The sequence below is a fragment of the Telluria sp. AC161 genome, from assembly GCF_979258535.1.
This window is the reverse complement of record NZ_OZ409861.1, coordinates 3370015-3384015: the sequence shown is the minus strand read 5'-3', so window position 1 is coordinate 3384015 and position 14001 is coordinate 3370015. Positions and strand designations below refer to the sequence as shown.

Sequence of the window (14001 nt, the reverse complement as noted above, 5' to 3'; positions counted from 1 at the left end):
ACTAGGCAGGCTTGTCTGTCGGCGGCGTGTCCGCCAGGCTGGCCCACAGGTAGGCCGCTGCCATCGTGCGATGGGGCGCGTAGCGTGCCAGCATGCGCTGGGCTTCCGGGACCGTTGGCCGGGCTGCGCTGCCCGAGAGCTTGTGCAGCGCGGCGCGCACCGCGACGTCGCCTTCCAGCGAGCAATCGGGATAGCCATAGCCGCGCAGCAGCACGTAATTGACAGTCCAGGGGCCGATGCCCTTGATGGCCAGCAGTGTTTCGCTGACCTCGGCGCTCGCCGAGGCAGAAATATCCTCCACGCCAGCATGCCGCTCGAGCACCAGGCTGCCGTCGACCACCATGTGCGCCACACGCAGGATCGTCTCGGCCTTGGCATTCGAGAATTTGCGGCTCGTGAGTTCACCGATGTCGAGCCGGGCCACGTCTAGCGCCTCCGGATAGCACCACAAGCCAGACGAATGCGCGCGGCCCGCCAGTTGGATCAGCGTGCGGCGCAGTGCGATGGCAAACGTCAGGTTGATCTGCTGGCCGATGATGGCCCAGGTCAGCGCCTCGAAGATCGTGGCCGACTGCACGATGCGCAGGCCCGGATGGCGCGCCACGACCGGCCCCAGCCACGGGTCGCCCTGCACGGCCGCGCCGAATGCAGTCGGATCGATTCGCAGGCCCAGCACGTTCAGCAGCGCCTCGTGCGCCTGCGCCTCCAGGGCTGGCGTGCTTGGGCCGTCAAAGGTCACGCGGCAGTGCGCTGCGCCGTCCCCGAACCGGATGTCCAGCAGCGTCGGCACGCCACCGAGCAGCACGCCCTTGCGCAAGCCATCCGCGTCGACCTGCTCGGCCACGCGCTCGGGATCGCGGCCATGGAAGGCCAGCACGTCGGCGACGCGGTAGCCGGGCGGCAGGGCGATCGCGTGGGATGCAGTCATCAAATTCCCGTTGGCGCTGGCACGCGCCGCCAGGCCGGCTTGAACCCGGTCACCAGCGCCGTGCCGAGCAGGACGATCGCCGAACCGGCGATCGTGTGCCAGCCGATCACCTCATGCAGGAACAGCGCGCCCCACAGGATGCCGAACACGGGGCTGAGGAACGTGACTGTCAGCGCCGACGTGGCGCCCACATCCTCGATCAGCTTGAAATAGACGATGTAGGCAATGCCGCTGCAGACCACGCCCAGCGTGACCACGGCGGCCATGATGCCAGCGGTTGGCTCGCCCGGCGCCGGGAAGAACGCGACGAGCGGCAGCACCAGCAGGGCCGAAGCCCACATCGAGCCGTGCGCATTGGCGAACGGCGCCACGCCGCCCTTGCTGGCGGCGGCCGACTTCGTGTACTGGCTGGCGACGCTGTAGCTGAACGCGGCGATCAGCGCCGCGGCGACGGCCAGGCCCGCGCCGGGCCGTTCGGCCACGTGATCGAAGCCAACCAGCAGCGCGACGCCGGCGGTGCCCAGCAGCAGGCCGAGGGCGCTGCGCCGCGTGACCTGCTGGCGCGCCCACACGGCGCCAACGAGCGCGCCCCACATCGGCGCGGTGGCGTTGAGCACCGCCAGCACCGACGCAGACAGCGTGCGCGCGGCAAACGCGAACAGCAGGAAGGGCAGGGCAGAGTTGAACAGGCCCAGGATCAGGTAATGCTGCCAGTGGCGCCGCACGTTCAGCGGCGCGCCACGCCCGCGCAGATGCAGCACCCAGCTCACCAGCGCGAGAAACAAGGCCGCGAGCGCAAGCCGGTATTCGATCAGCACGGCCGGACCGAGTACCGGCGCAGCGATGCGCATGAAGAGGAAGGAGCCACCCCAGATGGCGGCCAGCGCAACGAGGCGCAGCATGTTCGCGGTGTTCATGAGGTCGAAAAAAATGGCCAGTTGTCAGGCTGACCATTGTGGCAGGGCCGGCAGCAATGTGCCAGCCGCTTCTTGCCATCGATACCCGTTCGTCAGGCGGCGCTGGCGAGCGTCAGCGCGGCCGCATGCGGCATGAGTAGCGTTTGCGGTACCGCGTTCTTCACGGCCGTCATTTCGGCCATGATCGAGACCGCGATTTCAGCGGGCGTCTTGCTGCCGATGTACAGGCCGATCGGCCCATGCAGGCGTGCCAGTTCCACGTCGGTCAGGTCGAACAGCTTGAGGCGCTCGCGCCGCTTGGCGTTGTTGGCGCGCGAGCCGATCGCGCCGACGTAGAAGGCCTCGGACTTGAGCGCTTCCATCAGCGCCAGGTCGTCCAGCTTCGGATCGTGCGTGAGCGCCACGACGGCGCTGCGCGCATCGAGCTTCGCATCGATCACCAGATCGTCGGGCATCGCGTGCACCAGCGTCACGCCGGGGATGTGAAAGCCGCTGCGGTATTCCTCGCGCGGGTCGCATACGGTGACGCGGTAATCCATGCCGGCGGCGATCTGCGCCAGGAAGCGCGAGAGCGGGCCGGCGCCGATGATGTACAGGCGCCAGCGCGGGCCGTGCAGCGTATGCAGCACGCCATCCTCGACGCGCTGGATGGCCGTGGCCTGCGCCGTGGCGAGCGTGACGGCGCCGGTCGCCAGCTGCACGCTGCGCTCGACCAGTTCGCCCTCGCTAAGACGCGCGAGCAGCTCGTTGATGCCGCTGTCGACTGACAGCGGTTCGATGGCCAGCTCGATGGTGCCGCCGCAGGGCAGGCCGAAGCGGTGCGCTTCGTCGGCGCTGATGCCGTAACTGATGATTTCGGGGAGGGTGATTTCGATGCCGTTGTCGCGCACGCGGGCGATCAGGTCGTCCTCGATGCAGCCGCCGGAGACCGAGCCGACCACCTGGCCGTCTTCGCAGATGGCCAGCGTGGCGCCCACCGGGCGTGGGCTGGAACCCCAGGTCTTGATGACCGTGACCAGCTGGCAGCGCTGGCCGCCGTCAAGCCAGGCGGCGCAGGTTTTCAGTACGTCGAGGTCGATGCTGTCCATGGTGTTCGTGTCGCCGGAGCGGGTGAATAAGATGGACAATCATACAAAAAAAGCGCCGCACGTGTCGGCGCGCAGGTCAGGGCTCAAGGCACCAGCGGTTTCTTGGCGCTTTGCTTGGCCTTGACTTCCGCCACGGTCTTGTCGATCGCCGCCACGCGCATCGGCGTGGCCGGGTGGTTGGCCGTGTAGCTATTGAGGATCTTGGCCGGGTAGGTCGCCGCCAGGCGCTTCCAGAATGCGGACGCACCTTCGTAGCGGTAGCCGGCGCGTGCCAGCAGGTAGACCGCCAGGCGGTCGGCCGCCACGTCGTCGGCCGCCGGCATCGCCCTGATGCCGCCGCTGCCGATCAGCATCGAGGTGTCGGGCGTGATGGCGGTGAGGTTGTCGATGATGCTGCCGATGGTGGCCGCATTGCGCTGCGTGGCCGCGTGGCCCAGCATATTGTGCGCCATCGTGCGCGCCACCACGTAGGCCAGTTCGTCGTCGTTCTGCGCAAAGCCCAGCATGCCACGCGTGACCATCACGCGGCTGCCGTCGGCGTACGCGTTGATGTTGTCGGCGTTGCCCAGCTCAATGGCGAAGGCGCAGGCGCGCGTGACGGGAATGGTCAGGTCGCGCGGCTTGCCACTGCGCTCGATCGACAGCGGCAGGCTGGCCTGCTTGGCCATGATCGGGCCGAACACGGCGCCGGCCTTGCTCAGGGCATTCGGCCCCACCGGGAGCGGCGTGCCGGCGGCGGCCAGCAGGCGGTCACCCTGGCGCAGGCCTGCCTTGGCCGCGCCGCTGCCGTTCAATACATTGGTGACCTGCAGGTGCTCGTCCATGCCCAGCACGACCCACGCTGCCTCGTTGTACTGGCCCGGATAGGTGTAGCGGTTCTTTGCCGTGAAGCCCAGCAGGTTGCGCGCGTGCTTGGTGCACAGCGCGGCGTTGTCGATCAGGAGGGGCGCGGCGACACGGTACAGGCGGTCGTGCTGCGTTGCCATGCGCTGGAGCACCTCGGCGGCGGCCGCCATCTGCGGCGTGACCTCGGGCTTGCCCGACCCCTGTTCGACCGGTACGGCGCCCGGCTCGGTCGACGATTGCATCGGTCCCGGCGTGCTGCAGGCAGCGAGCAGCGCTGCCGTGGCGACGATCAACGCCGGGGAAGTGAATCGGTATAGGCGCTGGATGCGCATCGGGGTGCTCCTCATGGTTTGTTATTGTTTGCCGGTGCTGCCGAAGCCACCGACGCCACGGTCGCTCGATGCGAAGTCCGTCACCACGTTGAAAGCCACTTGCAGTACCGGCACGACGATCAGCTGCGCGAGCCGTTCCATTGGTTGCAGCACGAAGGCGGTGCTGCTGCGATTCCAGGTAGAGACCATCAGCTGGCCCTGGTAATCGGAGTCGATCAAGCCTACCAGATTGCCCAGCACGATGCCGCTCTTGTGGCCAAGGCCACTGCGCGGCAGGATCATCGCGGCGTAACGTGGATCGCCGATATGGATCGCCAGGCCCGTCGGCACCAGCACGGTTTCGCCCGGCGCGATGGTCAATGGCGCATCGAGGCAGGCGCGCAGGTCGAGGCCCGCGCTGCCCGGGGTGGCATAGGCCGGCAGCAGGTCCTGCAGGCGCGGGTCGAGGATTTTGAGATCGATATGTTTCATTACAAATTCTTGGGTAATCAGGTGAACAGGTAATCAGGTGAGCAGGGAGCGCTGTTCGAGGCGTTTGCCGATCTCGGACACCAGCTGGCGCGCCAGCGTGAGCTTGTCGGCGCGCTCGAGCAGCACGTGGCCGTGTTCATCGAACAGGATGATCGTGTTGTCGTCCTGGCCGAACGTCTGCGGGCCAATATTGCCGACCAACAGGGGAATGCCCTTCTTTTCGCGCTTGGCCGCGCCGTAGGCTTCGAGCTGCTCGGATTCGGCGGCAAAGCCCACGCAGTATGGCCAGCCGGACAGCGACACGGTTGCCGCAACCGAGGCCAGGATGTCCGCGTTCTGCGCGAATTCCAGCGCCGGCGGGGCGCCATCAGGCGTCTTCTTGAGTTTCTGGTCGCTGGCATTCACCACGCGCCAGTCGGCCACCGCAGCCACGCCGATGAACACGTGCTGGCCCGTGACGCCGGCCATCACGGCGTCGTGCATCTGCTGCGCGGTGAGCACGTCGATGCGGCGCACGCCATGCGGCGTGGGCAGCGATACCGGCCCGGAGACCAGCGTGACGTCGGCGCCGGCTTCCCGCGCGGCGCGTGCGATCGCGTAACCCATCTTGCCGGACGACAGATTGGTGATGCCGCGTACCGGATCGATCGGCTCGAACGTCGGCCCGGCCGTGATCATCACGCGCCGGCCGGCCAGCACCTTCTGCTGGAACGAGGCAATCAGTTCGTCGACCAGTTCATCCGCTTCGAGCATGCGCCCCATGCCCGTTTCGCCACAGGCTTGCGCGCCGCGGCCCGGGCCGAACAGGCAAATACCGTCGGCGCGCAGCTGCGTCACATTGCGCTGCGTGGCCGGGTTGTCCCACATCTCGACGTTCATCGCCGGCGCCACGTGCAGCGGCACGTGGCGGGGCCGCGCGACGCACAGCAGCGACAGCAGATCGTCGGCCGCGCCGTGCACCAGCTTGCGGATGAAATCGGCCGAGCAGGGCGCGATCAGGATCGCATCGGCACCCCGGGTCAGGTCGATGTGGGCCATGTTGTTGGCCATGCGCGCATCCCACTGGTCCAGGTAGACCGGGTTGCCCGACACCGCCTGCATGGTAACCGCACCGATGAAATGCGTCGCCGCCTCGGTCATCACGACCTGCACGCTGGCGCCGTGCTTGACCAGGGCGCGACACAGCTCGGCCGCCTTGTAGCAGGCGACACCACCAGTCAGGCCCAGGACGATGCGCTTGCCTTTCAGGTCCATGCTCATGGTTTGGTCCCGGTCACGACTTGTTCACGCGCCGGAATTCATCCAGCACGAACAGCACGGCGCCGACCGAGATGCCGATGTCGGCGATGTTGAAGGCCGGGAAGTGGCCGATGCCGGTCCAGTAGAAATCGAGGAAGTCGATCACGTGGCCGTGCACGACGCGGTCAATGCCGTTACCGACTGCGCCGGCCATGATCAGCGCGAGCGCGAAGCAGAACAGGCGCTGCGTCGCGTTCTTGCTCATCATGTACAGGCAGAACACCACGGCGCCAATGGCGATACCCAGGAACAGCCAGCGCTGCCAGCCGCTCGCATCGCCCAGGAAGCTGAACGCCGCCCCCGGGTTGTACACCTTGATCAGGTTGAAAAAGCCCGTGATCGGCACCGTCTCGGCGTACGCAAAGGTGCGTTCGACGGTGAGCTTGGTCACCTGGTCGAGCAAGACGATAATCAGGGACAGCCCGATCCAGGGGAACATGCTGGCGCCGACGCTCTTGTTCGTGCTGCGCTTGACTAAGGTGGCGCCGGACGGCGCTGGTTTCTTTTTGGTTGCCATGGTGTCTGGACCCGGTACTTATGCGAAGCGGCGCGCTTCGCCGGCGCCGAACAGGTTGCTCGTGCAGCGGCCGCACAGCGTTGGATGCGCAGGGTCGTGGCCGACGTCGCGGCGATAGTGCCAGCAGCGCTCGCACTTCTCGGCGTCCGACGGCACCACGGCCACGGCTTCCTCAGCCTCGCTTGCCACTTCCGTGACGCTCGCCTGCGACGTGATGAAGACGAACTTCAGGTCGTCGTCCAGGCTGGCCAGCGCGCGGTACTTCTCGCCCGAGGCCTTGATTGCCAGTTCGGCCTGCAGCGACGAACCGATCGCGCCCGAGGTACGCACTTCTTCCAGTTGCTTCGTCACGTCCAGGCGCACCTGGCGCAGCAAGGCGTACTTGGCCAGCAGCGCGTCGCCATCCGGCAGCTCGGGGAACGTCCACAGGGTCTGCGTGAAGATGGTTTCATCGCTGGCGTTGAACGTTTCCTGGTCCGCAAACACGGCCCACGCTTCTTCGGCCGTGAACGACAGCACCGGCGACATCACGCGCAGCAGCGCATGCGCGATGTGCCACAGCGCGGTCTGGGCCGAGCGGCGCGAGGCAGAATCGATGCCGGTCGTGTACAGGCGGTCCTTCAGGATATCCAGGTAGAAGCCGCCCAGGTCTTCCGAGCAGTAGTTCTGCAGGCGCGAGACGACCGGGTGGAATTCGTAGCGCTCGAAGTGCGCCGCCACGTCCTTCTGCAACTGGGCCATCGAGGCGATTGCGTAGCGGTCGATTTCGAGCAGCTCGCCCATCGGCACCGCGTGCTGCGCCGGGTTGAAGTCCGACGTATTGGCCAGCAGGAAGCGCAGCGTGTTGCGGATGCGGCGGTACGATTCGGTCACGCGCTTGAGGATCTCTTCGCCGATCGACAGCTCGCCCGTGTAATCGGTCGAGGCAACCCACAGGCGCAGGATGTCGGCGCCGAGCGTGTCGGAGATTTTCTGCGGCGCCATCGTGTTGCCGAGCGACTTGGACATCTTCTTGCCATGCTCGTCGACCGTGAAGCCGTGCGTGAGCAGCGCCTTGTACGGCGGCTCGCCATTGAGCATCGACGACGTCAGCAGCGACGAGTGGAACCAGCCGCGGTGCTGGTCGGAGCCTTCCAGGTACAGGTCGGCCGGGAAGCCCAGCTGCTCCTTGTGCGAGCCGCGCAGCACGGTCTGGTGGGTCGCGCCCGAATCGAACCAGACGTCCAGCGTGTCCCGGTTCTTTTCATAGATGGCGGCGTCGTCGCCCAGCAGCGTGACCGGGTCGAGCGTGTGCCAGGCGTCGATGCCGCCCTTTTCGAACAGCTTGGCCACTTGCTCCAGCAGTTCTGGCGTGCGCGGGTGCAGCGTGCCGGTCTCTTTGTGGATGAAGAAGGCTATCGGCACGCCCCACTGACGCTGGCGCGACAGGGTCCAGTCCGGACGGTTCTCGATCATGCCGTGCAGGCGCGCCTGGCCCCAGTCCGGGAAGAACTGGGTCTTGGCGATGCCGGCCAGCGCCGTCTGGCGCAGGGTCGGGCCGCCATCCTTTGGCGTGAGGTCCATGCCGGCGAACCACTGGCTGGTGGCGCGGTAGATGATCGGCGTCTTGTGGCGCCAGCAGTGCATGTAGCTGTGATCGAACATCTTGAGTTCGAACAGCGCGCCGGCTTCGGTCAGCGCCGCGCAGATTGGTTTGCTCGCTTCCCAGATCGTCAGGCCGCCGAACAGCGGCAACGTTGACACGAAACGGCCGTCGCCCATGACCGGCTTGAGGATGTCGTCGTCCTGCATGCCGTGCGCCTTGCACGACACGAAGTCTTCCAGGCCGTAGGCAGGGGCCGAGTGCACGACACCCGTACCGCTGTCGACCGTGACGTAGTCGGCCAGGTACAAGGGCGACAAGCGGTCATAGAACGCGTCCTGCGCATGCAGTGGGTGCTTGAAGTTGATGCCCGCCAGCTTTTCGCCGACGGTGGTGGCGACGACCGTACCTTCGAGCTTGTAGCGCGCCAGGCACGATTCGACCAGCTCGGAACCCAGGATCAGCAGGAGCGGCTTGCCATCACGTTCGGCCTGCACCAGCGAATACTGGACTTCCGGACCGGCGTTGAGCGCCTGGTTCGACGGGATGGTCCAGGGGGTCGTGGTCCAGATGACGATGAAACCGTCGCCGGCCGGGAGCTTGTCCAGGCCGAAGGCGGCAGCGATTTTTTCCGGTTCGGCAAACGGGAAGCCGACGTCGATCGCCGGGTCGCGCTTGTCCTGGTATTCGACTTCGGCTTCGGCCAGTGCCGAACCGCAATCGAAGCACCAGTTCACGGGCTTCAGGCCCCGGTAGACATAGCCTTTTTCGAGCAGCGTGCCGAGCGCGCGCAGCTCATCGGCCTCATTGCTGTAGGCCATGGTCATGTACGGGTTGTCCCATTCGCCGAGCACGCCCAGGCGGATGAAGCCGGCGCGCTGGCGGTCGATCTGTTCGAGCGCGTAGGCACGGGCCTTTTGCAGCACCTCGGCCGTCGGCAGATTCTTGCCGTACAGTTTTTCGATCTGGATCTCGATCGGCATGCCGTGGCAATCCCAGCCCGGCACGTACGGCGCGTCGAAGCCCGCGATCGTGCGCGACTTCAGCACCATGTCTTTCAGGATTTTGTTGACGGCGTGGCCCAGGTGGATGTCGCCATTCGCATACGGCGGGCCATCATGCAGGATGAAGGTCGGGCGGCCCTTGGCGGCCTTGCGCACGCGCTCGTAGATTTTCTTGTCCTGCCATTGCTTGACCCAGCCCGGTTCGCGCTTGGCGAGGTCGCCGCGCATCGGAAACGGGGTGTCGGTCATATTGACCGGGTATTTACTCTCGGGCTTTTTGCCGCCCTTGGCAGGGTTGTGCTGTTTGGTATCGGACATAAGGTTCTTTTGTTGGGTGTTCGTGTGCACGGCGCCGTGCGCCGCGTCGAATGGGGTCTGGCAAACAGGGTGAGGCGCTTCCTGCCAATCGTCGATTGGCCGGGAAGCGCACTCAAATTCGGTCGGTCGCGTTCAGGGCGCCATTACGCCGGTCAAAGAACGCGCGCGCCTGCAGCGCGTCGTTGTCGATCGCGGCCGTGAGCAGGGCCAGGTCGGCGTATTTTTCTTCGTCGCGCAGCTTGGCGAGAAATTCCACGCGCACGAGCTTGCCGTAACACTGACCGGCATAGTCGAACACATGGACTTCAAGCAATGTGCGGCCGGCGTCTTCGACGGTGGGGCGCACGCCCAGGCTGGCCACGGCCGGCAGCGGATGCTCGGCCAGGCCATGCACCTGCACGACAAAGATGCCGGACAGGGCAGGGCGGTGCGTGACGCGCAAATTCAGTGTGGGAAAGCCCAGCGTGCGGCCGAGCTTGGCGCCGTGGATCACGTGGCCCGACATCGCGTAAGGATGACCGAGCAGCCGGCTGGTGGCGCAAAAGTCGCCCCCGGCCAGCGCCGCGCGCACGGCCGACGACGAGATGCGCCCGTCGCCGTGCATCACGGCGCCGAGCGTGTGGACCTCGAAACCGTGTTCACGGCCGGCTTCGGTCAGCATCGCGATGTCGCCGGCGCGGCGCGCGCCAAAGCGGAAGTCGTCGCCCACCATCAGCCATTTGACGTGCAGGCCATCGACCAGCACGCGCTGGACGAAATCCTGCGGCGACATGGCGGCAAACTGTTCGTTGAAATGTTCGACGATGACGCGGTCGATGCCGGCCTGGTCGAGGTCTTCGAGCTTGTCGCGCAGATTGGCCACGCGTGCCGGGGCTTTGGACGGGTCGCCCAGTTTGTGGGCAAAGTATTCGCGGGGATGGGGCTCGAACGTCATCACGGCCGCGTCCAGACCGAGCCGGTCGGCTGCGCTGCGCACTTGCGCCAGCAGGGCCTGATGGCCGCGATGGACACCGTCGAAATTGCCGATCGTGAGTGCGCAGGGTGCGCGCGCCCTGTCGTTGGGAAGTCCGCGAAATACCTTCATCAAGTCTGGTTCCGGTTGCGCGCCATGCTATCGGTATGCGGCGCCAAAAGCCTGATTATACGGGAACTGCGCGGCAACTCCGACGTTGCATAGAAGGAATGGATGGCCGTCGATCTTGCAGGGCGCGGCGTGCAGATGCACACCAAATAAAAACGCCACCCGAGGGCGGCGTTCTGGTCAATTGCAACGTAGGGTGGACGGCTATGCCGTCCACGCGTTCAGACCACCTTCGCTGTCGTGGCAGGCGACGTTCAGCTGAACGCGTGGACGGGAAACCCGTCCACCCTACCTGCTGCGTTCAGAGGCAGATCAAATAAAAACGCCGCCCGAAGGCGGCATTTTTGGTCGATTGCAAGGCCATCGACCGCAATTGCGGTTGACGGCAACGTGCGTTTACGACAGCGGGTGGTTGACTGCAAGGATCCAGTAGCGGGCCAGTTCGGCAGTGCCGTCCTTGCCGCCAACGGTCTTGAAGGCAGCGATGGCTTGCTGCTTCTTGCCAGCGACGGCGTAGGCTTCGCCCATGCGCAGCTTGGCTTCGTCGGCATTGCGCAGGCCGCCGGCCTTGATCGCCGCTTCCATCATCTTCAGACCCTTGTCGGTCTGGCCAGCCTGCACCATTGCGTAACCCAGGCCAACCATCTGGTCTGCGTCCTTGGCAGCGGTGTACTCGGCTTCGAGCGCAGCAAAGTTCTTGTTTTGCTCAGCCAGATTCTTCTCGGCCAGTTCCTTCAGGCGCTGGTGGCGCGCGGCATCGGTGCCGGTGCCCAATGCGCCGGCCTTGTAGCCGCGGTCAATGATCTTGAGCGCTTCGGCCGGGGCTTTCGCCTGCAGCACCAGCTGGGCCATTTCCATGAACTCGCTCGGCTTCTTGAGCAGGTTATTGGCCAGCTTCAAGCGGTAGACGTCGATGTTCAGACGCTGCGAGTAGCCTGGCTGACGCTGCACACGGTTCAGCAGGTCGGTCCAGTACTGGGCCTTTGGATAGCTTGCTGCCAGCTTCTCGATGGTGCGGACATAGCCGGCCGTATCGTTTTTCTTGAGCTGGATATTGGCCAGCATGCCGAGCTGATCTTCGCTCAGGCGGCCGCTTTTTTCGATTCTGCTCAGTTCCTGCTCGAGCGCGGCGGTGTTGCCTTGCTTGTAGTAGTTCTGCAGCAGGTAAGCACGCAGCTTTGGATCATCCTTCTGCTTGAGCAGGTTCTGGATGGTGCTGTTGGCTTTGTTCAGATCGCCGGCGCGCATATAGATGCCGACCAGGCCTTCTGAAAACTGCGAACGCTCGCTGGCGTTCAGCTTGCCCGAATCGAGCAGTGCTTCAAACGATTTGGCAGCGGTATCAAAATCACCGGCCGACGAGGCTGCAGCGGCGCGCACGCGCTCGATCGTGTAGGTTTCGTTGGCGGTCTTGTTGCCCACTTTGTCCAGTCCACGCAGGGTCGCCAGTGCGTCCTTGTGCTTACCCTGTTTCATTTGTGCCTGGGCTTGCTGCAGTGGTTTGCCAATCTCCGCGCGCAGTGCTTCTGCAGCGACAGCGGAGGACAGGCCGATCACCGGAGTGGCGGCAACGAAGCCGAGTGCGGCCATCGCGATACTGAGGTGAGCGAGACGGAACTTGATCATCTGAAAAATCCTTATTTCAAAATAGACACGGCAGGGGGTAGCCCTGCCGTGTTGGTCAAAACATGGAACGATTACTGGAATTGCTCGTTACCGACCATGCCGATTTTGGTGACGCCGATGCGCTGGGCAGATGCCATCACGCCGGCTACAACTTTATACTCTACCAGCTTATTTGGACGCAGGTGCACTTCAGGCTGGTCAGCCATTGCTGCGACTGCATTCATCTTTGCTTCGAGGGCTGCACGATCCGGAATCACTTCGCCATCCCAGAGGATGGTGCCGTCAAAGTCCACGTCGATGGTGACCACGACCGGCTTGACATCCGTCAGCGGTGGCGGGGTACCCGTCGGCATGTTCAGATTGACCGAGTGGTTCTGCTTCGGAATCGTGATGATCAGCATAATGATCAGAACGAGCAGGACGTCGATCAACGGCGTCATGTTCATTTCCATCATCGGTTCCGGATCAGCATCCTTAGCGGAGCTCGAACCTACGCTCATACTCATGGTGTTTCCTTTTCAAATGTTGGGAGAAGGGCGCGGCGCCCGGCCCGATGAGCCTGGCGCCGCGTGCAGGGCTATCAGCCCGGTGGTTCGATCACGAAACCAACCTTCTGCACCCCAGCACGTTGTGCCGTGTAAATGACCCGACCGATCGCTTCGTAGCGGGCTTCCTGGTCACCACGAACTTTCACTGCCGGTTGCGGCACTTTCACCGACTGCTCCGCGAGGAACTTGAACAGCTCGTCCGTATTCGCGAGGTGCAGCTGGTTATAGTACATTTCGCCGTCTTTATTGACGGTGATGTTAACGTCTTCCGGTTTGGTCAGGGTGACCTGGTTCTCTTCTGCAGGCAGTGCAACTTGTTGCAGTTTCAGAACCACCGGACTCGTGATCAGGAAGATGATCAGCAGAACCAACATGATGTCAACGAGTGGCGTCGTGTTGATCTCTGAATTCAGCTCATCTTCTCCGTTATCGGATCCGACACTCATCGACATAATTTATCCAATCTTCTTGGCGCTGATTGCTGCGTTCGAGGTCGACATTGCGCCCGAGATCAGTACCGAGTGCACGTCAGCCGAGAACGAGCGGATGTCTTCCAGCGCGGTCTTGTTACGACGAACCAGCCAGTTGTAACCCAGGACGGCAGGAACTGCAACGAACAGACCGAAAGCGGTCATGATCAGTGCTTCACCGACTGGACCTGCAACCTTGTCGATCGATGCGTTACCCGACATGCCGATGGCGGTCAGTGCGTTGTAAATACCCCAGACGGTACCGAACAGACCGATGAACGGCGAGGTCGAACCAACGGTTGCCAGGAACGACAGGCCATCTTGCAGACGCGACTGAACACGGTCAACAGCGCGCTGGATCTGCATGGTAACCCAGGTCGACAGGTCGATCTGCTCGAGCAGGGCGCCATCGTGGTGCTGGGTAGCCTTGGTGCCGGTTTCAGCGATGAAGCGGAATGGCGAACCTTCTTTCAGCGTAGCCGAACCAGCGACGATCGACGGTGCTTTCCAGAACTTGGCTTTCATGTCTTTAGCCTGGTTCATCACTTTTTGCTGATCGATCAGCTTGGTGATGATGATGTACCACGAACCGATCGACATCAGCGACAGGATGATCAGGGTGCCCTTGTTGACGAAGTCGCCGTGTTCCCACATGGCCTGCAGGCCGTACGGGTTGTAGACTTCTTCGGTTTTTTCGGTGCCTGGTGCAGCAGCTGGCGCGCCGGCATCGGCCGGAGCAGCGGTAGCAGCAGCATCAGTAGCAGGCGCAGCAGCCGGATCAACGGCTGGTGCAGCTGCGTCGGTCGCCGCTGGAGCAGCTGCGTCGGTTGCCGGGGTTTGAGCGAAGGCTGGTGCCGACACCAGCGCCGATGCTGCGGTTACCGACAACAGGACAGCCGCCAGGAAAGCGGACAAACGGGTATTCTTAAACATGCTTCCTCCAAAATATTTAAATAGACAGTTCGCTGAACTTA

13 protein-coding genes are annotated in these 14001 nt (G+C 63.9%); all 13 read right to left on the bottom strand.

The window, feature by feature from the left end:
- Position 1 precedes the first annotated feature (1 nt).
- Complete coding sequence (locus ACZ0AJ_RS15120; RefSeq protein ID WP_499455298.1) at positions 2–928, bottom strand: DNA-3-methyladenine glycosylase family protein; 927 nt, start codon at positions 926–928, stop codon at positions 2–4.
- Positions 928–1845 (bottom strand): DMT family transporter, encoded by a 918-nt coding sequence (locus tag ACZ0AJ_RS15115; protein WP_499455297.1) that lies wholly within the window; start codon positions 1843–1845, stop codon positions 928–930. Before ACZ0AJ_RS15115 ends, ACZ0AJ_RS15120 begins: the two co-directional genes overlap by 1 nt.
- Before the next feature lie 92 nt (positions 1846–1937).
- Positions 1938–2933 carry an XdhC family protein gene (locus ACZ0AJ_RS15110; RefSeq protein WP_499455296.1) on the bottom strand — a complete coding sequence of 332 codons (996 nt, stop codon included), beginning with the start codon at positions 2931–2933 and terminating at the stop codon, positions 1938–1940.
- A gap of 83 nt (positions 2934–3016) precedes the next feature.
- A complete protein-coding gene (locus ACZ0AJ_RS15105) occupies positions 3017–4111 on the bottom strand; it encodes a M48 family metallopeptidase (RefSeq protein WP_499455488.1) in 1095 nt (364 codons plus the stop codon).
- 21 nt (positions 4112–4132) lie between these two features.
- On the bottom strand, positions 4133–4582 hold the full coding sequence (dut, locus tag ACZ0AJ_RS15100; protein WP_499455294.1) for a dUTP diphosphatase: 450 nt from the start codon (positions 4580–4582) through the stop codon (positions 4133–4135).
- 33 nt (positions 4583–4615) lie between these two features.
- On the bottom strand, positions 4616–5836 hold the full coding sequence (gene coaBC, locus ACZ0AJ_RS15095) for a bifunctional phosphopantothenoylcysteine decarboxylase/phosphopantothenate--cysteine ligase CoaBC (protein ID WP_499456799.1): 1221 nt from the start codon (positions 5834–5836) through the stop codon (positions 4616–4618).
- Positions 5837–5855: 19 nt separating this feature from the next.
- Positions 5856–6398, bottom strand: coding sequence for a signal peptidase II (lspA, locus tag ACZ0AJ_RS15090; RefSeq protein ID WP_183555802.1), 543 nt, complete (start codon positions 6396–6398; stop codon positions 5856–5858).
- Between the two features lie 18 nt (positions 6399–6416).
- Entirely contained in the window at positions 6417–9302 is a 2886-nt protein-coding gene (gene ileS / locus ACZ0AJ_RS15085; RefSeq protein ID WP_499455293.1) for an isoleucine--tRNA ligase, read from the bottom strand.
- A 112-nt stretch (positions 9303–9414) separates the two neighbouring features.
- On the bottom strand, positions 9415–10386 hold the full coding sequence (locus ACZ0AJ_RS15080; protein WP_499455292.1) for a bifunctional riboflavin kinase/FAD synthetase: 972 nt from the start codon (positions 10384–10386) through the stop codon (positions 9415–9417).
- 393 nt (positions 10387–10779) lie between these two features.
- Positions 10780–12009 (bottom strand): tetratricopeptide repeat protein, encoded by a 1230-nt coding sequence (locus ACZ0AJ_RS15075; protein ID WP_499455291.1) that lies wholly within the window; start codon positions 12007–12009, stop codon positions 10780–10782.
- Positions 12010–12080: 71 nt separating this feature from the next.
- Complete coding sequence (locus ACZ0AJ_RS15070; protein WP_258835395.1) at positions 12081–12515, bottom strand: ExbD/TolR family protein; 435 nt, start codon at positions 12513–12515, stop codon at positions 12081–12083.
- 74 nt (positions 12516–12589) lie between these two features.
- Positions 12590–13009 (bottom strand): ExbD/TolR family protein, encoded by a 420-nt coding sequence (locus ACZ0AJ_RS15065; protein ID WP_258835394.1) that lies wholly within the window; start codon positions 13007–13009, stop codon positions 12590–12592.
- Positions 13010–13012: 3 nt separating this feature from the next.
- Positions 13013–13960 carry a MotA/TolQ/ExbB proton channel family protein gene (locus ACZ0AJ_RS15060; protein WP_221290656.1) on the bottom strand — a complete coding sequence of 316 codons (948 nt, stop codon included), beginning with the start codon at positions 13958–13960 and terminating at the stop codon, positions 13013–13015.
- Positions 13961–14001: the final 41 nt, after the last annotated feature.

Coding starts and splice junctions, on each gene's coding strand:
- lspA (WP_183555802.1), bottom strand. CDS start 6,398: ATGGCAACCAAAAAGAAACCAGCGCCGTCCGGCGCCACCTTAGTCAAG.
- ACZ0AJ_RS15075 (WP_499455291.1), bottom strand. CDS start 12,009: ATGATCAAGTTCCGTCTCGCTCACCTCAGTATCGCGATGGCCGCACTC.
- coaBC (WP_499456799.1), bottom strand. CDS start 5,836: ATGGACCTGAAAGGCAAGCGCATCGTCCTGGGCCTGACTGGTGGTGTC.
- ACZ0AJ_RS15110 (WP_499455296.1), bottom strand. CDS start 2,933: ATGGACAGCATCGACCTCGACGTACTGAAAACCTGCGCCGCCTGGCTT.
- ACZ0AJ_RS15105 (WP_499455488.1), bottom strand. CDS start 4,111: ATGCGCATCCAGCGCCTATACCGATTCACTTCCCCGGCGTTGATCGTC.
- ACZ0AJ_RS15070 (WP_258835395.1), bottom strand. CDS start 12,515: ATGAGTATGAGCGTAGGTTCGAGCTCCGCTAAGGATGCTGATCCGGAA.
- ACZ0AJ_RS15080 (WP_499455292.1), bottom strand. CDS start 10,386: ATGAAGGTATTTCGCGGACTTCCCAACGACAGGGCGCGCGCACCCTGC.
- ACZ0AJ_RS15120 (WP_499455298.1), bottom strand. CDS start 928: ATGACTGCATCCCACGCGATCGCCCTGCCGCCCGGCTACCGCGTCGCC.
- ileS (WP_499455293.1), bottom strand. CDS start 9,302: ATGTCCGATACCAAACAGCACAACCCTGCCAAGGGCGGCAAAAAGCCC.
- ACZ0AJ_RS15065 (WP_258835394.1), bottom strand. CDS start 13,009: ATGTCGATGAGTGTCGGATCCGATAACGGAGAAGATGAGCTGAATTCA.
- ACZ0AJ_RS15115 (WP_499455297.1), bottom strand. CDS start 1,845: ATGAACACCGCGAACATGCTGCGCCTCGTTGCGCTGGCCGCCATCTGG.
- ACZ0AJ_RS15060 (WP_221290656.1), bottom strand. CDS start 13,960: ATGTTTAAGAATACCCGTTTGTCCGCTTTCCTGGCGGCTGTCCTGTTG.
- dut (WP_499455294.1), bottom strand. CDS start 4,582: ATGAAACATATCGATCTCAAAATCCTCGACCCGCGCCTGCAGGACCTG.